General features: G+C 56.5%; 19 protein-coding genes. 11 read left to right on the top strand and 8 right to left on the bottom strand.

Going from position 1 to position 20,293, the window contains the following annotated elements; all coding sequences use genetic code 11:
* Nucleotides 1–134: 134 nt before the first annotated feature.
* Nucleotides 135–1,475: a M23 family metallopeptidase gene (locus P1X16_RS08210; RefSeq protein WP_277227458.1), complete on the top strand. Its 1,341-nt coding sequence runs from the start codon at nt 135–137 to the stop codon at nt 1,473–1,475.
* A gap of 239 nt (nt 1,476–1,714) precedes the next feature.
* Here the strand turns inward: P1X16_RS08210 and P1X16_RS08205 are convergent, their stop codons facing one another.
* The 3 genes from P1X16_RS08205 to P1X16_RS08195 all read right to left on the bottom strand — a co-directional run bounded on the left by P1X16_RS08205 (nt 1,715) and on the right by P1X16_RS08195 (nt 5,100).
* Entirely contained in the window at nt 1,715–2,278 is a 564-nt protein-coding gene (locus P1X16_RS08205) for a hypothetical protein (RefSeq protein WP_277227457.1), read from the bottom strand.
* 309 nt (nt 2,279–2,587) lie between these two features.
* Entirely contained in the window at nt 2,588–3,310 is a 723-nt protein-coding gene (locus P1X16_RS08200; protein ID WP_277227456.1) for a hypothetical protein, read from the bottom strand.
* The gene (locus tag P1X16_RS08195; RefSeq protein WP_277227455.1) at nt 3,307–5,100 is read right to left on the bottom strand and encodes a S8 family serine peptidase; all 1,794 of its coding nucleotides are present in this window, start codon (nt 5,098–5,100) and stop codon (nt 3,307–3,309) included. Before P1X16_RS08195 ends, P1X16_RS08200 begins: the two co-directional genes overlap by 4 nt.
* 218 nt (nt 5,101–5,318) lie before the next feature.
* On the opposite strand from P1X16_RS08195, the gene P1X16_RS08190 reads away from it, so the two are divergent.
* The gene (locus tag P1X16_RS08190) at nt 5,319–6,146 is read left to right on the top strand and encodes an OmpA family protein (RefSeq protein WP_277227454.1); all 828 of its coding nucleotides are present in this window, start codon (nt 5,319–5,321) and stop codon (nt 6,144–6,146) included.
* Between the two features lie 864 nt (nt 6,147–7,010).
* Complete coding sequence (locus P1X16_RS08185) at nt 7,011–7,247, top strand: hypothetical protein (protein WP_245124992.1); 237 nt, start codon at nt 7,011–7,013, stop codon at nt 7,245–7,247.
* A gap of 137 nt (nt 7,248–7,384) precedes the next feature.
* On the opposite strand, the gene P1X16_RS08180 is transcribed toward P1X16_RS08185, so the two are convergent.
* From P1X16_RS08180 to P1X16_RS08170, 3 genes are all read right to left on the bottom strand, one after another.
* Nucleotides 7,385–8,776 (bottom strand): M20/M25/M40 family metallo-hydrolase, encoded by a 1,392-nt coding sequence (locus tag P1X16_RS08180; protein ID WP_277227453.1) that lies wholly within the window; start codon nt 8,774–8,776, stop codon nt 7,385–7,387.
* Between the two features lie 99 nt (nt 8,777–8,875).
* Nucleotides 8,876–9,430, bottom strand: a complete 555-nt coding sequence (locus tag P1X16_RS08175; RefSeq protein WP_277227452.1) for a histidine phosphatase family protein — start codon at nt 9,428–9,430, stop codon at nt 8,876–8,878.
* 39 nt (nt 9,431–9,469) lie between these two features.
* Nucleotides 9,470–10,405: a DUF1028 domain-containing protein gene (locus P1X16_RS08170; protein ID WP_277229501.1), complete on the bottom strand. Its 936-nt coding sequence runs from the start codon at nt 10,403–10,405 to the stop codon at nt 9,470–9,472.
* A 321-nt stretch (nt 10,406–10,726) separates the two neighbouring features.
* Between P1X16_RS08170 and P1X16_RS08165 the strand changes: the two genes are divergently transcribed.
* From P1X16_RS08165 to P1X16_RS08155, 3 genes are all read left to right on the top strand, one after another.
* Nucleotides 10,727–11,803 carry an ATP-binding cassette domain-containing protein gene (locus P1X16_RS08165; RefSeq protein WP_277227451.1) on the top strand — a complete coding sequence of 359 codons (1,077 nt, stop codon included), beginning with the start codon at nt 10,727–10,729 and terminating at the stop codon, nt 11,801–11,803.
* Complete coding sequence (locus P1X16_RS08160; RefSeq protein WP_277227450.1) at nt 11,800–13,371, top strand: ABC transporter permease/substrate-binding protein; 1,572 nt, start codon at nt 11,800–11,802, stop codon at nt 13,369–13,371. The genes P1X16_RS08165 and P1X16_RS08160 overlap by 4 nt, the downstream gene beginning before the upstream one ends.
* Nucleotides 13,372–13,456: 85 nt before the next feature.
* Nucleotides 13,457–14,137 (top strand): response regulator transcription factor, encoded by a 681-nt coding sequence (locus P1X16_RS08155; RefSeq protein WP_277227449.1) that lies wholly within the window; start codon nt 13,457–13,459, stop codon nt 14,135–14,137.
* Between the two features lie 51 nt (nt 14,138–14,188).
* Here the strand turns inward: P1X16_RS08155 and P1X16_RS08150 are convergent, their stop codons facing one another.
* Entirely contained in the window at nt 14,189–14,566 is a 378-nt protein-coding gene (locus P1X16_RS08150) for a four helix bundle protein (RefSeq protein ID WP_277227448.1), read from the bottom strand.
* 127 nt (nt 14,567–14,693) lie between these two features.
* Here P1X16_RS08150 and P1X16_RS08145 point away from each other — a divergent pair, with 127 nt between their 5' ends.
* Both P1X16_RS08145 and P1X16_RS08140 read left to right on the top strand, forming a co-directional pair.
* Nucleotides 14,694–16,067, top strand: a complete 1,374-nt coding sequence (locus tag P1X16_RS08145) for a HAMP domain-containing sensor histidine kinase (RefSeq protein WP_277227447.1) — start codon at nt 14,694–14,696, stop codon at nt 16,065–16,067.
* 132 nt (nt 16,068–16,199) lie between these two features.
* Nucleotides 16,200–16,412 (top strand): hypothetical protein, encoded by a 213-nt coding sequence (locus P1X16_RS08140; RefSeq protein WP_277227446.1) that lies wholly within the window; start codon nt 16,200–16,202, stop codon nt 16,410–16,412.
* Nucleotides 16,413–16,515: 103 nt separating this feature from the next.
* Here P1X16_RS08140 and surE read toward each other — a convergent pair whose 3' ends face one another.
* Nucleotides 16,516–17,394 (bottom strand): 5'/3'-nucleotidase SurE, encoded by an 879-nt coding sequence (gene surE, locus P1X16_RS08135; protein WP_277229499.1) that lies wholly within the window; start codon nt 17,392–17,394, stop codon nt 16,516–16,518.
* Nucleotides 17,395–17,657: 263 nt separating this feature from the next.
* Here surE and P1X16_RS08130 point away from each other — a divergent pair, with 263 nt between their 5' ends.
* From P1X16_RS08130 to uxuA, 3 genes are all read left to right on the top strand, one after another.
* On the top strand, nt 17,658–18,320 hold the full coding sequence (locus P1X16_RS08130; protein ID WP_277227445.1) for a hypothetical protein: 663 nt from the start codon (nt 17,658–17,660) through the stop codon (nt 18,318–18,320).
* Nucleotides 18,321–18,437: 117 nt separating this feature from the next.
* Complete coding sequence (locus tag P1X16_RS08125; RefSeq protein ID WP_277227444.1) at nt 18,438–18,872, top strand: DoxX family protein; 435 nt, start codon at nt 18,438–18,440, stop codon at nt 18,870–18,872.
* A 141-nt stretch (nt 18,873–19,013) separates the two neighbouring features.
* On the top strand, nt 19,014–20,183 hold the full coding sequence (gene uxuA, locus P1X16_RS08120; protein ID WP_277227443.1) for a mannonate dehydratase: 1,170 nt from the start codon (nt 19,014–19,016) through the stop codon (nt 20,181–20,183).
* Nucleotides 20,184–20,293 lie beyond the last annotated feature (110 nt).

Here is a 20,293-nt window from a genome sequence, read left to right as displayed (position 1 = left end):
ACACAGCTCGGCACTAGTCGCAGCTAGGTTCGATCAGCACCCTTGGCACCAAGCAGCAACAGCAAGTCAAGCCAGTATCAGGGGGCGGCGAACTACCCTGCCCATTTAGGGGTTTGAAAGGAAACCAGCAACTCATGCCCTTTCGCCTGCGCGCTCCGCTATACCTCGTTTTCTTTTTGTTGCTTACGGCCTGTAGCCAGCAACAAACCTTACAGGGGCTCTTTCAAAAATCAACGCCCCACGAAACTTACGCCCGGCGCCTACGCCAAGCCGGCCTCGACCAGACGGCCTTGGGCCGCGACTGGCTAAATGCCGCTGCTAACGCCCTACGCGACTCGCTGGTCGTGACGCTGCCCTTCCAGGAAACCGGCTACTTTTCTGCCGAGCGGGCTACGGCGGCCTCCTACCGTTACCAAGTCCGGGAGGGAGAAACCGTTCGTATTAGCCTGACTTTAGGAGCCGGTACCGACGCTCGGGTATTTCTGGATGCCTTCGAGCTAGACCCTGAACGGGCCACGCCGCGTCCACTTGCCTCCGCCGATACCACTGCCCTGTCCTTCAGCTACGTCGCCGAAGACGACCGTCAGCACCTGTTGCGGGTGCAGCCCGAATTGCTGCGTACTGGCCAGTTTACGTTGCGGATTCAGCGGGCCCCGAGTCTGGGCTTTCCGGTGCACGGCAAGAACGACGTGGCCGTGGGTAGCTTCTGGGGAGTCGACCGGGACGGGGGTGCCCGTCGGCACGAAGGCATCGACATCTTTGCCAAGCGCGGCACCCCGGCCGTAGCGGCGGTGGCAGGCTTCATCACCCGCGTAAACGAGACGCCACGAGGGGGCAAGGTGGTTTGGCTGGCCGACACCGAGCACAGCCAGCATCTTTACTACGCCCACCTCGACCGCCAACTAGTGCAGCCCGGCCAGCAAGTGAAACCCGGCGACACGCTCGGCTTAATCGGCAACACCGGTAACGCCCGCACCACGCCGCCACACTTGCACTTCGGCATCTACCGGGGCGGCCGGGGCGCCGTCGATCCGTTTCCGTTTGTACGGCATGCCGATGCTTTGCCGCCTGCTCCGCGCACTGCTCCCGAGCGGCTAGGCCAGTGGGTGCGGGTGCGCGACAAGCAAGCCACGCTGCACCGGGGCCCATTGGCCAAAGCCACAGCCGTTGCAGGCGTTGTGCGCAATACGCCCCTGCTGGTGGTTGGCAGCCAAACCGACTGGTACCGGGTGCAGCGCCCCGATGGTCAACTGGGCTACATTCCGGCGCGTGCCGTGGTAGCGGCCACGGCACCCCTGCGCCGGACGGCTTTGCCGGTTGCTACCGATCTGTACGCTAAACCACAAACCGGCGCCGCCACCCTCGACTCGTTGCCGGCGCGCAGCTTGGTAGCTGTGTTGGGCGAATTCCAGGGCTTTCGGCTGGTCCGCAGCGCCACCGGTACTATCGGCTGGCTAGCCGGCCTCGATTCTTAATTGCAGGGCTAGCTTCACTAACCATTCATGTAGCTGCCTCTACCTTTCACCCGGTGATTGGATATTCGCGGCGCAGCTTTCCTGGTGGAGCTGCGCCGCGTTTGCTAACGCATCAGCAGGATTATCTACCCGTAAAACGAAACAGCCCCTGTCATACGACAAGGGCTGTTTCGTTTTACGGGTAGATACCAACGTTGTATCAGCTGGCAGATGAAGTGCCAGCACATTGTGGATATAGGCTACTCCGCCACAATAACCGCTTTGCGCAGCTTTTTGGCATAAGCCAAACGGCGCTCTTTGCCACCGGCGGCCGTGTAGTCGAAGCCTACGGCTTTGGTATCATCCCGAACTGCTTGCCAAGCTTGGGCATCCACGTCGGAGGGCAGACGCAGGGTGCGAGGTACCGCCGGCTGAGTGAACCGGTCTTCCTTGAAGAAAGCATTCATGCTTTGCAGAATAGCAATTTCTTTGTCGCGGGCAGTGGCAGCCGTAGGATCCGCAGCCATGCGCTTGTCAATCAAAGCGGTGGCGGGCATCAACTCTTTGCGCAGTGTATCGCCGGTGCTTGTCAAGATAACGAAGCGCGCTTGCGCATTCAGGATCTTGGTGCCCCGCAATTGCAGCACGAAGTTGTCTTTGGTTTTGGTATTAGAGAAGTAATGACTGGCATTCACAGTGCGTAGCACAGTACGGTTCGTAACGCGGCCGCGCGACGGATCAGGAGCTGGCGTATAGGGCTTATCGGCGTTACGGGCAGTGCCCGCTTCCTTATCGGTGGTAATACACGAGGAAACTTGGAGCAAAACGCCCAAGCAAGTGGCAACTAGTACTAATTTTTTCATTATTACGCGAAAAACTTTCATTAGAGCAGGTCGGCAAAGTACAAAGTCACCCATTAGTGGGATGATGTCCGAAAGCCGAACTCACTAAGTTTAAATCAAAGCTACGGCTAACCCTTTAGCTACCAAAAAACTAGACAGGATTAAAATTTAAGGCTTGTTTGTCGGTTTTAGCTGTGGTTTTTGTGTCACCTAATATTAAGCTTATATTACGAGCTCTATACGTTTGCCACTTAGCGTAAGGTTTGAAAAATGCCACTTTAAATTGAAATTTTAGAGCCAGCCCAGCTCCACTCCTACCGTCCAGCGGGGCAGTTCCGGATAGCTGGTTCGGTAAGTTGAAGTGAAGGTATCAGAAAGCCGGTAGCGCCCCACGGCCGCAAAACGTCCCGAGCCGAGCCTGGCCCCGACGCCGTAGGGCCAGCGGGTAATGTAAGGCAGCCCATGCTCCACCACTTTCACCCGCTTTGCGCCTGTGCCTGGCCGATCTTCGTAGCGGTGAGCCGTACTCATCACCCAACCACCCCAGCCCGTTAGGTCGAGGTAGCGGCCTATCACGTTGCCACGGTGCCCCACGTTCACCCGCACAAACCCTTCGAGCTGCCACTGCGACGCCACCAACGACTCGCGGTAGTGCAAAGCGGGCGTAGGCAACCGTTTTTGACTGGTTTGGTCGAGCCCGTATACCTGCCGCACAAACCGCAGGTCCACTCCCGCACTAAGCGGCTCGTTCAACCGAAATTTATTGCGCACTCCAAGCATCAATTCGGCAGAATTGCTGTAGTTCAGTTTAGCGCCCGCCGCAGCCCGGCCTACCACCGGCAGGTAGCCCACATACAGGTGGTTGAAGAATGCCCTGTTCGGTCCGAAAGAGGTATAAACTGTATCGTTGGCCACCTCGGCGTGCAGTAGCACCCGCTGCGCATGCGTGGGTAGCCCGACCAGAAGCGCCAGCATCAGCACAAGCGCCGCCGTCAGATTCTTAAATAAACTCATCGAACAAGATAGCTATGCGTGGTGCCTTGGTAGAATACCCGGACCACGTCGCCGGGACGTAAGGTGCGGCGCGGGATGCGCAGGATGGCGCGCTGGCTGACTTCCATCACCTCGTAGCGCCGCAATACGCCTTTGGCGTCCGCTACGTGCCAGTATAGGTAGCCGGCTGCTGGCAGCGGCGGGAAACCCGGTGCAGCAGGTGTGCTTGTCGCTGCTGGGCTCTGGCCTTCGGCCTGCGTTGGGCGTGCGTCCTCGCGGCCGAGCGGGGCTACTCGCGCTGGAGCAGAATCGGCTTTGTTGTTCGCTGAGTCTGCATAAAGTGGAAGCCGCTGCACCACAACCGGCCGATCCGCCTCCGGACGAATAATTACGGCCAGCGCGCTATCCTGAGGAACGAAGCTAACCTTTGGTGTTTGCTCCGGTGCCCGTTGTCCAGATGAGTTGCGCAGCACCACGGCCGCTTGAGGGATGCCGTAGCCGTGGGCGTAATCATAATAAGGATACAAACTAGCCGATTGCTCGATTTCAGTGAACAAAGCCATGACGGGCAGTGTACGCTGCAACTGCCAGGCGCAGGCAGCAAACCCCGCTACCAACGGCGACGCAAACGAAGTGCCGTCGATGCGGGAGTAGCCGCCGGGCGAAGCCGCCAATACGGTCCCGAAAGCGGCCACGTTGGGCTTTAGCCGGCGGCTAGCCGATGGCCCGTAGGCACTAAAGTCGAGGTGCAAGCCCGTATCGGGGTTTACGCCGCCCACCGCCAGCACGGAGTCGCCATCGGCGGGTGTACCAATGGTGCGCCACTCGTCGTTGTCGCCATCGTTGCCGGCGGCATTTACTACTAGTATGCCTTTGCGGACGGCTAACTCGGCGGCGCGGGCCACTAGGCTGGTGCGGCCATTCATATCTTCGGGGAAATAGCGGCGCGAAGTGTAGCCCAACGACGAGTTGATGATATCTGCACCGTTGCGGTCGGCCCACTCCACCGCGGCCAGCCAATCCAGTTCCTCGGTGTACACTTCCCGGTTCATGCGCTCCGTACGAGCCAGCAGATACTCGGCCCCGGGCGCCATGCCGAGCAGCGTACCATCGGGCAGGCGGCCAGCCAAGCACGAGAGCACCTCCAACCCGTGTGTGCCGCCGTGAAAGACGTTGGTGGTCTGACGCACGAAATCATAACTAGCTACCACCTTCTTTTCAGCGAAAAGCTGGCGAAAGGCCGGGTGCCGATCGGCTCCGTTGAAGCCCACATCGAAAATAGCAATGCGCAAGCCGCGTCCGTCAAGGCCGGCCCGCCGGAAAGCATCGGCCCCCAGGGTGCGGGTTTGCTGACGGGCCAATTGGCGGTCGGCGACACTAATGGTGGTCTTATCCCCTGCCCTAGCAAAAGTTGCTTCCGTTAGTTGGCGAGCGGGAAGCAGCGCTACTTCGGGCAGTTCCACTATCTGCCGCACGCCTGGTAGCGTCGCAAGCACGGCGGCTTGAGCGACTGTGGCCCGGCAGGCTACGGCATTGAACCATCGGCTCACGAAAAGCACCGTATCGGCGTGGGCTTGTACGGCGCGCAAATACGAAGGGCTAACTGGAAAATCGGTAGCGTCGGCGGGCGGCAGATGTTGCCGCTGGCGGCGAGCTTGGGCAGCCGGGTGAAAGTAAGCCGCTGGCTCGAACTCGACTCCAACTTTGTCGCGCAGTTCCACCCAGTAGCGGCGCGTAGGTGGTGGGCCCGCAGCTTGGCTAGTTGTTCCTAACAGCAGGAGCAGCACTACAACCTGAACGCGAGACAGCAAATACAGCAAGGAAATAACAAGTAGTGGAATACAATCAAGATAACCGAGCAGCAGGGCTAGCATCAATAAAGCAGCATCCGACAGCACCACAGAAAGACTCGGTTTTGAGATTTCAAAGCTAATGCAAAACAACTGGTCTTGGTCGTATCGGTTCAGCAACTCAACTTTGCCAGGGCCGTTTCAAGCCCAACTACTTCTTCACCCTTCTCTCTAGTTCTATGAATCTGTTGTCTGCCCGTTTAACCTTGCTCTCTGCGCTCGGCTCTGGTGCATTACTATTAGGCGGTTGCAACGCCAAGGAAATTGCTGCACTGCAACAACAAAACGCCGCTCTTACTTCTTCCCGCGACCAATTGCAGGCGCAGAAAACCGCCCTCGAACAAGAGAAAACCCGCAACGAAGAAGCTTTACGAACTAGCTTACTCAACAGGAGCCAACAACTAAACCAGCTCAACGACAACCTTACCGGGGCCGAGCAAGCCAATAGTGCCCTCACCGCTGACTTACGCTCGAAAGAGCAGCGCATAGCTGAGATGCAACGCATTCTAGACCAGAAGGACGCCGCCGTGAAAGCTCTGCGCCAGAAAGTTGGGGATGCCCTGTTAGGTTTCAACGCTCAAGACTTGCAAGTGAACGTTAAAAACGGGAAGGTATACGTTTCCCTTTCCGAACAACTGCTCTTCAAGTCGGGCTCCACCAGAGTAGACCCCAAAGGCCAAGAGGCGCTGAAAAAGTTAGCTACTGCCTTGCAGGGCAACCAAGACGTGAACGTGCTAGTGGAAGGCCACACCGACAACGTACCCATTGCCAGAGGTACTGCCGGCATGCGCGACAACTGGGATTTGAGCGTACTGCGGGCCACTGAAATAACGCGCTTGCTTACTACCAACGGGCTACCAGCTAGTCAAGTAACCCCCTCAGGTCGCGCCGAGTACGTGCCAGTTGCCGAAAATAATTCACCTACCAACAAAGCCCTAAATCGGCGCACCGAAATTATTCTGACGCCTAAACTCGACGAGTTATTCCAAATTTTGGAAGCCAACTAATTACTGCTCATGCAGTTCCGTCAATAAGCAACAATGACTTTCTCACATGGGAAAGTCATTCTTGTTTATAAGCTTACTCTCACCTAAAGATGAAAAAGCGCTCAACTTAAATTCACCATGTGCAGTCTTCTGCGAAATTTAATTGTCTTATTTAGTAGAGCAATTGTAAATTATTGACTTCTTAACAAACTATTGCAAAACGATACTGATTACAAAATTTAACACAACTGCATTACTACCTCCTGCTACATTGATGTTAGGGCTGAGCTGTATATGCACACTAAAGAGCTATAGATTAGAATTAGATTTCCAATAAAATATTATTGCTAGTTATATCTCAGTCATGAACTCTTCATCTTAGCAAAAATAAGTAATTTACACAAAATACGCTTGCAAAGACAAGCGTATGTACAGTTCGCCAGTTTTAAATCCGAAGCAATAGACTATTCAGTAGCGTGCTGAGTTCCGCTTTCTACTAGACAAGTTTTGACAACTCCTCTCTACTAATTACCGCGTAATTAAAAACGCAACTTTCATGAAACGCTCATGCAAGTTGTGCAAAAGCCAATGCAAATATTTTGCACAGCTGCGTTTCGCTGTTAAAGGCTTATACAAGGCCTCATCGTGAGAAGTAGGGCTCGCTAGGTCGTTCAGTTACTGAGAGGCTACTATCTGCTGTTGTAATTCAAAAGAAACAAGGATAGATGAATGAAAATTTGTTTTTGTAACAACCCAAATTAAACAATGCCAATTAGCTAACCTAGCTGCTATTTTCTCGTTGTAGATAAAAACTATTTGATATAAATAGTTTTTAGTTCAAATTTGAGCGATAGTTCGTATTTACTCAACCAAAAATTCCAGCTCATGGCTACTCCTGACCTCAGCAAATTACAGCAGATTCTGGCTAGCGCCGAAGACAACGAAGCGGTGCTCAATCAGATTCGCAAAAATATGACCAAAGTGACCGAATTGATTACAGAAATCAGCACGATGCTGGAGCCAGGCTATACAGTTGAGAAAAAAGAGCGTAAGCCTCGCGCTGTGAGCAGCACTGGCAAGCGTCCTGGCCGTCCGAAGAAAGAAACAACTTCCGCTGAATAGTTGCTTACTAATAAGTAAAAAAGCCGTCCGCAATTAATTGCAGACGGCTTTTTACTTTATCACAGTTCAACACAACCTAATGACACCAGCTAATAAGCCGAATTACGATTGGCTTCGTGCACTTGCTGCTGGGACTATTACAGACCGTATTTACTGATCAAATAAATAAGTCCCGCCATGCTGGCACCGCCCAATTCCAGTTCACGCCGGTTCACTTTGTCGAACGTGTCGGCGGCGGTGTGGTGAATATCGAAATAGCGCTGGTCGTCACAATTGTAGCCAATCAGGGCTTTCACTTGGTCCTTCAGGGGGCCGATGTCGGTGCCGCCGTGGCCGGGGGCAAATTCGTTGCTTTTGTAGGGTGCAAACAAAGGCTCCCACTGCTGCATTTTCTTGATGGTAGTGGGGTCAGCCTCGATGCTGAAACCACGGGGCGTAAAGCCTCCCCCATCCGATTCCATGGCAATTACGTGCTGCTCTTTGGCGGCTTTAGCCAACTCAGCATATTTAATGCCGCCACGCGCGCCATTCTCCTCGTTCATAAACAGTACTGCCCGAATGGTACGCTCGGGGCGCAAGCCGGTGGCCTTGAGCAACCGCAACACTTCCATGCTTTGCACGCAGCCGGTACCATCGTCGTGGGCTCCCTGGGCTAGGTCCCACGAATCGAGGTGGCCGCCCACGGTGATTATTTCGTTGGGATATTTCGAGCCTTTGATTTCGCCTACCACGTTGTAGCTTTTCACGTCGGGCAGGGTTTGGCAGGCCATTTCCAGCTCCACCATTAGGTCGGAATCCACCTTGAGAAGTTGGCTGAGCTGATCGGCGCCGTTGGTGCTAAGGGCAGCGGCGGGCACTTTGGCTACGTTGTCTTCGTAGCGCATGGTACCCGTGTGAGGAAAATCGTCGTGGGCTAGGCTGAGGCTGCGCACAAGAGCACCTACGGCACCCCGCTTCGCGGCTTCGGAAGCTCCTATGCGGCGCTGGTCGCCGGCTTCGCCGTAGGCGCGGCCGGTTTCTACGTAGGTGGCATTCATAGGCCGGTTGAAGAACACGAACTTGCCTTTCACCTTTTCGGCGGGCAATGCCGCTAGCTCGGCCATGCTCTTCACTTCCACTACTTGAGCCTTCAATTTGCCGTTCGTTCCGACAGAGCCGCCAAGGGCGCACACCGACAGAGCTACGCCCTTGCCTTTGGCCGGCTTAATTTCAGCTTTTTCCTTGGCACCCCGCACCCAATGCGGCACCATGACTTCTTGCAGGTACACCCGATCCAACCCCAACTTTTCCATGGCTACCTTGCCCCATTGCACTGCCTGTTCGGCCTGGGGCGAGCCACTGAGGCGCCCACCTACCTTGGTGCACAACTCGCGCAGGTTTTCGTAGCTCTGCCCGCGCAGCAACGCCTCGTCGTAGATTTTGCGGATGGCCAGCGAATCGATTTTGGTAGTGGTTTGAGCCGCGGCTGGCGCGCTAACGGCCAGCGCAAAAGCGCCAGCAAGCAGTAAACGAGGAAAAGAAATCAGCATGAAAAAGGAGAGGTTGAAAACAGAACAACAGTTGTAGAGCAACTGCCAACAGCGCTAAAGTAGTAGGAAGACCGCGGCAAGTTGCAGCATCGCCGGGTATTAACGGCTGGCGCTGGGTACTCCGTAGCGCCGCGCCACGGCTGTAGCGGCCTGGGTTGAGTCGCGGGGAAGCGTTACTTCCAGCAAATAGTCGTACTCATTGTCGCCGATGGAGGGCACTGGGCGTCGCGCCCCAAATGCCTCGGCGGTTTCGAGGATGGTGTTGGAATGACCAATAACGAGTACAGTCTGCCCCGGATAGCTCCGGCGGATGCGGCTGGCCAAAGCCGGCAACTGTTTCGGGTCATATTCTTGAACCGGAAGCTTAACGGCCTGCGCCAGTGGCTCAGCAGTAGTGCGCGTGCGGGTGGTAGCCGTGCTGAAGACAGCCGCCCAGGGTTTACGCCGCACCAAGGTGTCGCGCAGGGCTAAGGCGCGTTGCTGACCTGCGGGTGTCAGGAGCGGATCGGGCAGGTTGGGCGTGAGGTCTTTCTCGGCATGGCGCACTATATAGATAGTGGTTGGCTGATTGGCACCGGAATGGCTGGTTGAGCATTGCGTGGTAAAGGCCAACAATGGCCACAGCAACAAGTGTAGGAAGGCGAGGCGAGGCATGGATCTTGATTTGATTGAAAGCTACTTAAATAGCGACTACTACAAGGCCAGAATCTGTTTCAATTCGGCGTCGCTCACGGTCAGCAGCCCTACCTTGGGCAGGCGCTGGGTGAGAGTGCGCCAATTGGGGTCTTGCTTGAAGATGGGCTGGAGCATTTTGAGGGCTGCAGGCACCTGCTGCTTGTTGGCGAGGCTGATGGCGTGCCAGTACTTCATTTCCAGATTGTCGGGAAACAGCTTCTCGGCAGCTTGATACTCGCGGATAGCCCCTGGCACATCGTTTTTCTCCACGGCTAAGTCGCCGGCATTCATGTGCTCGTAGGCGCGGTGCAAGCGCAGTAAGCGGGCCAGTTCTTTGAGTGGCTCGGCGCTGTCATCTACCCGTAGGTCAAGCAGGCGGTCGGTCCAGGGGGCATCAGTGGCTTTACCGCGCACGATGAGAATGGCGGCAGATTGCCGGCCTCGAATGTCGCCACCCGCGGCTTGGGCGGCTTCCAGGGCGGCTACTACACGTTCTGCAAAAGGCAGTTTGGCGTTCTGCTCGTAGGCTTTGGCCATGGCCGCAGGCACCGTGTTGTTGAGCATCATGTTGGCTTGCACCGAAAACTGATTGCCCTGCTGCTGCCCGGCCATGTCGATGCATTTACTACCGGTGTGAGTTGCTACGCGGCCTTGCGCGTCGAGGATGGCTACTTGGCGCACGTCGCGGCCTTCGTCGGTGCGCAATAGCTCATCAAGGGCTTGTTGGGCCGTTTTGCCGCTCTTCAGCAAAGCCAGTCCGCGCGGGCCAAACGACTTGTTGGTGAACGACTGGGTGGCTACCACGCCCACGCCCGCTTCGCCCCAACTCACGGAAGTACCCACTGAAAACCAGTGGCTTTGCACGGCCACGGCCATGTCGCCGGTTTGTGGGTCGCGGGCAACAATGGAGAAGGTATGAGCCAGTGGATCAGCAGCACGGTATACCTGGGCCATAGCGCCGTGCTTAAGGCCGGAGGCTAGATTGATGAGCAGAAAAAGCAGTAGTAGCAGTTTGCGGTTCATGAGGAGCTTGAAAAGTAAAGTGGCTCAAGATACGCGCTGGCAGCTTTCGGGCGTAGCACCAAGCTTTTGCTTCATCTACTTGGAGAGCTAGGCAGTACCAAGTGCTACTTCACTCGTGAGAAGACATTGTGGTAATGATGTCGTGCAGGCAGCGCAATACGCGAAGCATAGGCCAAGTGCCACCGACGCTGGCATCCTATGTAAGCTGGTGCTTAAACTACATTTTTTACCTTACCGCCTCTACTCCGTTGTATGTCTGATTCTCAACCTATCATTCGGGTCCGTGGCCTAGGCAAGCACTATGGCCCGCACGCGGTAGTGCAAGGCGTATCGTTCGACCTGATGGCTGGCGAAACCCTGGTACTGCTTGGCCCGAGCGGCTGCGGCAAAACCACGCTGCTCAAAACGCTCAATCGGCTCGTTGAGCCCGATTCGGGCACGGTGGAAGTGCAGGGCCAAGATGTGCGCGCCCAACGGCCCGAGGAACTGCGGCGCGGCATTGGCTACGTGATTCAGCAAGTGGGGCTGCTGCCGCATCTCACCGTATCCGAGAATGTGGCCGTGGTACCGAAACTATTGGGGCACCCCGCCACTAAAGTAGCGGCCCGCACCGAGGCCCTGTTGACGCGCCTGCACTTGCCACCGGCCCGCTACGCCAATCAATATCCGAGGAAGCTTTCGGGGGGGCAGCAGCAACGGGTGGGGCTGGCCCGCGCCCTGGCCGCCGACCCACCCATCGTGCTGCTCGACGAGCCCTTTGGAGCCCTCGACCCTATCACCCGAGCCGACATCCGGCGGGAGTTTCGGGAGTTAGATGAGTTGCGTCTGAAAACCGTCGTCCTCGTCACCCACGACGTGACCGAAGCCTTCGAACTAGCCGACCGAATTATGCTGCTCGACAGCGGCCAAGTGCAGCAATTGGGCACGCCGCGGGAGTTGCTGTTTCAACCAGCCAACGACTTCGTTCGGCGCTTCTTTGAAGCCGAGCGGCTGACACTACAACTGCGTACGCTCACCCTCGATGACTTGCTCAAGGATTTAGCTGAATCGCCAGGTCATGTTTCTATACCTTATTCACAATCAAAAGAAAGCATAATTACATCTAACGCTACAGTTCAAGAAGCACTAAAGCTGCTAAGCACCCCATCTGCTACTCCTCACCTATCATCGGTGTTATGGATTCAACCAGTGGCGAGTGAGGCCGCGCAGGCTACTAACCGTGCGACAGACGGTTCTGAAATAATAATCGAAGAGGCCCTGATTCCGGTAACGCTGCCTGCGCTGATGGCGGCATTTGGGTTAGCTGTTCAACGCCTCCAACGCCCATGAATACGTTACAAGAGTTACTTGCCTTTTGGCAATTGCAGGCCGGTAAACTAGGGCAGCAAACGGTGCAGCACATTGGCCTGACGGCGGCATCCTTGCTGCTTGGTGTGGCCGTTGGGGTTCCGCTTGGTTTGCTGCTTACGCGCCGGCCGCGGCTGGCGCCTTGGGTGCTCGGCGCGGCCGGTGTGCTCCAAACTATTCCGAGTATTGCGCTGCTTGGTTTCCTAATTCCAGCCATGGGCATTGGGCCAGTGCCCGCCATTTTCGCGCTGTTTCTGTACGCGCTGCTGCCCATTGTGCGCAACACCGTAACCGGCATTCGGGGGGTAGATGCGGGCGTGGTGGAGGCGGCCCGCGGCCTAGGCTTCACCGACGGGCAACTGCTGCGGCGCGTGGAGCTGCCGCTAGCGTTGCCGGTGCTGCTGGCAGGTATCCGTACGGCCGCCGTTATCAATGTGGGCGTGGCTACGCTGGCAGCTTACGTGGCTGCGGGTGGGCTCGGCGAGTTCATCTTTGGAGGCATTGCGCTGAACAATCCGGTTATGATTTTGGCCGGCGCTATTCCGGCGGCCGCTTTGGCGCTTGTATTTGATGCGGCACTAGGCGGGGTACAACGCTTGGCGGGGCGCAAGCGGCGCAGCGTTGGCTTTGGGCTGCTCCTGGTATTACCTCTGCTGGCCACGCTGTACCTGCTGCCGCGCGCTACGGGTCGGTTACAGGCCGGCTTCAGCCCCGAGTTTGTGGGGCGGGCCGATGGGCTACCCGGCCTCACGCATACCTATGGTTTGCGCCGCCTGCCCAGTGTAGTGCTGGCGCCAGCCTTAGTCTACGAAGCGGCCCGCAATGCCAACGTCGATGTTATCGACGGCTACTCCACCGACGGGCGGATCAAGGCGTACAACCTGCAGGTACTGCACGACGACCGGCGCGTGTTCCCGCCCTACTACGCGGCGCCCGTGGTGCGCCCTGGCTTACTTAGCGCGCACCCGGAACTGCGGGCGGTGTTTGGCAAGCTAGCCGGGCAGCTTTCCGATTCGGTGATGACCGAACTAAACTACCACGTTGACTATCTGCACGAAGAGCCGAAAACCGTGGCTCTAAACTTTTTGCGCCGCCGGGGTTTGTGGCGCGAGCCCCGCCCCTTACCCGCGGGGGCGGCTACCGTGAAGCTAGGATCAAAGATTTTCGCCGAACAATACATCTTGGCCGAGATGTACGCTGGCCTCATCCGCGGCTACACCGACCTCGACGTGCAAACCAAAACCGGCCTGGGCGGCACCACCATCTGCTTCGAGGCTCTGCGCAGCGGCGCCATCGATATGTACCCCGAGTATACCGGTACTGGCCTACTAGTGCTACTACAACCTGCCCCCTCCGTAGTGGACTCATTGGGCGGCGACGCGGGGGCGGTGCTACGTTATGTTCGAGCCGGATTTCAGCGCCGCTACAACTTGGAATGGCTTGCCCCGCTAGGCTTCAACAACACGTATGCCTTACTCATGCGCCGTCAACAGGCCGCGCAGCTCGGTATTGCCTCCATTTCCGACTTAGGAGCGTATTTGCGGCAGTAGCGTGACTTGCTTATCTATACTGGCCTATTCTTCATCTACTGTTCATTCCGGCCGTAAGAACCTTGTGCCTTAAATCTGAATTTCTATGCACGTCCTGATTGTAGAAGACGAGAAAAGCCTGCACGACGAGGTGCGGCAATTTCTGCTTGAATCGCAGTATCTAGTGGACTCGGCCCACACCTATGGGGAAGCTTCCGAGAAGATATTTGTTAACAGCTACGACTTTGTGCTGCTCGACTTAGGTCTGCCCGGCGGCGACGGTCTGGACCTACTGCGCGAAGCACGCCGCAACGACCAGCAGGAAGCTTCCTTCATCATCCTGACGGCCCGCGGCGCCCTCGACGACCGGATTAAAGGCCTCGACCTCGGCGCCGACGACTACCTCCCCAAACCGTTCTCGCTGCTAGAGCTGCAAAGCCGGATGCAGGCCATTATGCGCCGCAAGTTTGGGTTGAAGCGGCAGGAAATCACCTTCGGTTCAGGCTTTTCGATGGACGTATCGGGCAGGGTGCTGCGCCAGGGCGACCAAGAAGTGGCCCTCACCAAAAAGGAATTCGACTTGCTGCATTACCTCGTGCTTCACAAAAACCGCGTGCTTACGCGCTTGCAGCTAGGAGAGCACCTGTGGGGCAACGTGTTGGAAGATGATTCCGACTCCAATTACATCGACGTACACATCAAGAACATCCGCAAAAAGCTCAGCGCTTTCGCCCCTACCGACTTTCTAGAAACCGTGCGCGGCATTGGCTATAGAGTAACGGAGTAGCGGAATAACTGAGTACCTATTTCATACGTCATTAATCAGGTACTCCGCTGCTCAGTTACTCTTTGAAGAGGCTGTTTTTCGGGCTTTAGTGAGGATGGCTGTGATTTGGGCGTATTCGTTTTCGAGGTCTGCTAACCGCTCTTTTGATACAATGTTTGCATCGCCAAGCAACTCCAGCCAAAGTTGGGTTTCGTCGGCTTCTTCCACGCAGATACTTAGTTTAGCGAAGAATTCGGCAGCAGAACGACCCCGACAAGCAGCCCGATAGTTTGCCGCAACTGACGTAGCAGATCGTAGCAGCTGCTTGCCTAGCACCTCAGCTTCACCGCTTCGTGGCAGCTGCTGATATAGCTTAATGATCCGTAAGGCTGCGGCTTTGGTACGAGCCCGGAATAGTTCGTTCTGCACAATCTTCTCTTCGGTAGTCATCGACTTTATAGTATTCGCGAGATATAATTTCCTTTTCTCAATACACGAAAAGATAGTTAACACAGCTTATTTTCCCGAACCATTCTCTTTACTCAGTTACTCCCCTAATCAGTTACTCTTCACAAGGATGCGCTTAGAAGCTAAGCTTGCACTGTTTAATGCTTTGTCGAAGCTGCTGCTGGTGCTACTGGGAGTGGCGTTGATTCCGGCCATTGTAAGCCGGGTGGCCGTGTCGCACACCGACCAGCGGCTGCACGAAAAAAAGCGGGAGGTGCTCGACCTGATTAAGCGCGACGGACTCGTTGCATTTGTACGGCAGGAAAAGAACGAGGCGTACGCCGACTACAACATCCTCAAACAAGAATACATCAGCCTGACCCCGGAACGCGGGCCGGCGCTGCCGAAACCCGAGGAGCTGATTTTCAACGAGCAACGGCAAGTAGACGACGAGGTAGAGGATTTCCGCATCCTGGGCTACCGGTTTACGGCCAATGGGCGGCCGTACCGCCTGGAAATTGGTTCGTCGTTGGCCACGGTGGAGCTTCTGGAAGATACGCTGCGGCGGCTGGCGCTGTGGGTGCTGGTGATTGGGGCAGCCGTCACCGTCGTGACGGACGCAGCGTTTGCGCGGTTTCTGTTGCGGCCCCTCGGGCAGCTTGTTTCGAGCAAGTTGCGTGATGTGCGTCACCCTTCGGCTTTCTCTTTCGAGCCCATCCCGACTACTACCACCGACTTTCGCCAGCTCGATGACAGCCTCAACGAAATGATGCACCAGATGCAGTCGGCGTTCGAGAAAGAGCGGGAGTTTATGAGCAACGTGTCGCACGAGTTACTGACGCCGGTTAGCATTCTGCAAACGCGCTTCGAGAACATGCTCCAGGACCCGGAGCTGAGTCACGCTCATTCGCTGAAGCTAGTGGAATCGCAGAAGACGCTGTACCGGCTGCGCAACACGGTGAAGACCTTACTGCTGATTGCCAACATCGAAAACGACCAATACTTGCGCGAAGAACCCGTGAGTTTATCCGCCGTGGTAGCCGACGTAACCAATGAGCTGGAAGACCGCCTTGCGCAACGGGAGCTGCACCTGCGGGTATTGCTCGACCCCGACTTTGTGCTGCCCCGCGCCAACCAGACGCTGCTTTTTACCTTGATTTTCAATTTGCTCAGCAACGCCATCAAGTACAACCGTTGGAACGGCAGCATTACCGTAACGGGCCAACTGCTACCAAACGGCGCCTACCGCCTAGCCGTGGCCGACATCGGCCCTGGCATTGCGCCCGAAAACCTTCCCCACCTCTTCGACCGGTTCCGGCGCTTTCATGCCAGCGGGCCCGCTTCACCGGAGGGCTTTGGGCTAGGTCTACCCATTGCGCAAACTATTGCCACCTTCCATGCCGCTACGCTCACGGCCACTTCTGAATTAGGCAAAGGCACAACATTCACGCTGGAATTTCAGCCGGTTTCAAAGCCCGTGCTAAGCGGCTCGTCCGCAAGCTAGAACAGCGCTTTACTTCTGTAAACCAGCATCTTAAATTTGAGCTTCCGGCTCGGTATACTACCGCTGAACCTCACCTAGTCTTCATGGTTGAAGTGCGAAATTGGGGCACTTGTTCTTTGGCTCCCACCATCCATGAAAACTTCCTCTCTTTCCAACCTGCGAGTACCGCTACTCGCCCTTTTTCTGCTGTTGACTCTGCTCTTGGTACTGGTACTCTTACCTAACCCGCTTCAACTAAAAAAGCCCCAAGCCCTAGCGCACATCGCTCCGCTAGTCGTCCGCCACGCCCCCGCCCCCGTACTGCGCCATGTCAGCGACGTTCGGCACCACCCACCACGTCCCTGACAAGGTTGCGGTTCGTAGAAAAGCCCCGCTGAATAGCTTCAGCGGGGCTTTTCTATGCGGACAGATTAGGAGCACTAGTAAGCTGGCTCCCCGTTGAGCTTGCTTATCCTAAGCCTTCGGCCGATTCGCCGGGGCCGGGCGTGGCGCTGCCAACTAAGGGGGCGGGTGCTGCTTCGGTTGTTGCCGGTGCGGTGGGAAACTGCCAGTTGGTATTCATGAGCTTCAGGGCGTAGTTGGCCGTGAGGTCGTACTGGCAGGGCACGATGGAAATGTAGTTGTTGGCCAAAGCCCACTCGTCGGTATCAGTGCCATGGTCGAGGTTGATGAACTCCCCAATCAGCCAGAAGTAAGGACGTTTGTGGGGGTCGTGGCGGAGGTCAAATTCTTCTTGCCACTTGGCATTGGCTTGGCGGCACAGCCGCACACCGGCAATAGGTGTAGCTGAGTTTGCGGGAATGTTTACGTTGAGCGCCGTGCCCGGTGGGATGCCATTTTCCAAGGCTTGACGCGCAATCATTTCAATCCATTCGCCGGTGTGCGAGAAGTCGGCATCGTGTCCGTACTCACAGAGTGAGAAGCCGATAGCTGGCAACCCTTCAATGGCTGCTTCAATAGCGGCCGACATCGTACCCGAATACAACACGTTCACCGAAGAGTTGGATCCGTGGTTGATGCCGGACACCACCAGGTCGGGCTTGCGCTCCTTTAGCACGTGGTTTTTTGCCAGCTTCACACAGTCGGCGGGGGTGCCACTGCACTCGTAGGCCTCAATGTCTTCGAAGATGGTACTGGCATCGAGGCGCAGCGGGTGCCCAATGGTAATGGCATGCCCCATACCCGACTGCGGCGAGTTGGGCGCCACAACTACTACTTCGCCGATGCGCCGCATCACGCGCACCAGCATGGCAATGCCCGGAGCCGTAATACCGTCGTCGTTGGAAATTAGAATCAAGGGGTTTTCAGCTTCAGCAGACACAGGCAGGGGGATTAGAAAAGACAAACAGCAAATAAAACTTGGGTAGCGCAACGCCAGCCAAGCGCGGTAAAGGTACGTGCGGAAAGAGGTTGAGTTAGCGTAACAGAAATCAAGCGAAATAGTGAGAGCAGCTTTCAACTTAGTGCTGATGTAGCTTGAACCCTAACAGGCCCTTTAACGCACATTATGGTTTCATTAAATCATCATTCCTTGAACGCCAGAGCGGCTAGGCGCGTAAGCATCGGCACTGTTACTTAATGCTCTGTTCCATGTTCAGTTTTCGTCTTCTGTTGTGGCCTGCTGGCGTGGCGCTACTGGCCCTGCAACTCAGCGCTTGTAACTCTTCCGGCAATAGCGGCTCCTCTAGCGGCGACGTTCCCTTCGCCGGCGACTCGCGCGCCAGCGACCCCAACGCGGCGGCCGAGCGCCTAGCTGCCAATCCGAACGTGCCTGACTCACTGCATCTTATCAGTCCGGGCCGGGCGGGCCGCTTGCGCCTCAACATGACCGAACAGGAGTTGCTCCGACGCGTACCGGCCGCCCAATTGAAGCGCACCACCTATCAGGACCAGGGCCAGACGTATCCGGCCTACGAGATGCTGGATGCCCAAAAGCCCGATGCCCCGGCCACCATCCTACACATGCGTCCCGATTCGACGGGTACCAGTCGGCTCCGTCGCATCCGCATCTACGACCCGCAATACCGTACCGCCGAAGGTATTGGGGTTGGCTCTCCCTTCGGGGCAGCCAGCCAAAACCTGGGCTTAACCCGGGTGCGCAACACGCCCGCAGGGTTTGCAGGCGTATCTGGGCTAGTGAATATGGCATGGGTTATCGACCCTAAGTCGCTGCCCGACAAGCATCCCGATGAAATGAAACCGGCCGATATTCCGCAAGCTTCGCGCATCACGGGCGTGCTGCTTTATCAGTAGGTGGAAACATAGCAGAATAGCATTAGATGATAAATAGTGTACTTTGGCCGCACCAGATACCGTTCAGGTCGTCTGCATGGTGCTACCAAAGACTGGCTTTGCCGCTTTTTCTCATCTATGGCGTTATTCAACAATCACTACCGTACCCACGACTTAGGCCTGCTGCTGCTACGGGTGGGCATAGGCATCATGTTCACCATCCATGGCTACCCCAAGCTTATTGGGGGCCCGGAAAAATGGATTGAGCTAGGCGGAGTGATGAAGATGCTGGGGCTGAATTTCGCGCCGGCCGCGTGGGGTTTTCTGGCCGCTATAGCCGAAGCAGTGGGCGGACAGCTTATCGCACTAGGATTGTTTTTCCGCATTGCCTGCGCGCTGCTAGCCGTTACGATGCTAGTAGCCACCGTCATGCACCTTAAGAGCGGCGACGCCTTCAACGCCTACTCGCACGCCCTCGAATCCTTGTTTCTGTTTTTGGGCTTGGCCTTTGCCGGTCCCGGCCGCTACAGCGTTGATCAACTCTTGTTCCCCGCTCGGCGGCGCTTGTACTAGGATAAAGGCCCCACGTAAGGGCGGCGCAAGGGTAAGCGCCTAGCGGAAACACGCGCTGCCTATGAGCTGGCGGTGTTGTCTGGCCTCGCCTATCGTGTATACTTGCGTTCCTTCCACTTTTAGTATAAGAACCCGACTTCTATGCCCCTTTTGCAAAGCTGGCGCTGGTACGGCCCCAACGACCCTGTTAGCCTCTCCGACATCCGGCAAGCCGGCGCTACCGACGTGGTAACGGCCCTGCACCATATCCCGAACGGCGAGGTATGGCCGGTAGAGGAAATCCAACGGCGCCAAGCCGAAGTAGCCGCCGCCGGCCTGACATGGAGCGTGGTGGAAAGCGTGCCGGTACACGAGCACATCAAAACCCGCATCGGTGACTTTCAGCGCTACATCCAGCACTACCAGGAGTCGTTGCGCAACTTGGCGACCTGCGGTATCTACACGGTTACCTACAATTTCATGCCGGTGCTGGACTGGACCCGCACCGACTTGGCCTACGAAGTAGAAGACGGCTCCAAAGCTCTTCGCTTCGAGAAAGCCGCTTTCGTGGCCTTCGATACGCTGCTGCTTCAGCGCCACAATGCCCGGCAAGACTACACGGCGCAGGAGCTGGCGCAGGCGGAAGCCCGCTTTGCTGGTATGAGCGACGCCGAAAAACAACTGTTGCAGCGCAATATCATTGCCGGGCTACCGGGCAGTGAAGAGAGCTTCACGCTGGGGCAGTTTCAATCGGCACTCGATGCCTACCAAGGCATTGATGCGGCTAAACTGCGCGAGCACCTGATTTTGTTTCTGCAGGAAATTGTGCCGGTGGCCGAGGAAGTGGGCATCAACCTCGCCATTCACCCCGACGACCCGCCCTATCCCATTCTGGGGTTGCCGCGCGTGGTGAGCACCGCTGCCGATGTGCAGGCCCTCGCCGACGCCGTGCCCTCCAAGCACAACGGCTTGTGCTTCTGCACCGGCTCGTTTGGCGTACGGCCCGACAACGATTTGCCAGCCATGGTACGCCAGTTCACCGACCGTATCCACTTCATTCACCTGCGCAGCACCCAGCGCGACGCCGATGGCAATTTCTACGAAGCCAACCACTTGGAAGGCGACGTAGACATGTACGCCGTGATGTACGAGCTGGTGCAGGTAATGCAGCAGCGCCAGGTACGCCTGCCCATGCGCCCCGACCATGGCCACCAAATGCTCGACGACTTGCACAAGAAAACCAACCCCGGCTATTCGGCCATCGGCCGCCTCCGTGGTTTAGCCGAGTTGCGTGGTCTGGAAATGGGTATCACCCGCGGGCTGGTTGATTAGGTTGCATCCAGACTATTCCGGATGGTCATGCTTTGGCAAGCTTGGCGTGGCCATCCAGACACATTGCCATAACCAAAACGTCGCCATATAACCAGAGTGGTCATGCTGAG

This window comes from Hymenobacter sp. YC55 (genome assembly GCF_029433095.1).
Lineage (GTDB): Bacteria > Bacteroidota > Bacteroidia > Cytophagales > Hymenobacteraceae > Hymenobacter.
This window is presented reverse-complemented; position numbering and strand designations above follow the sequence as displayed.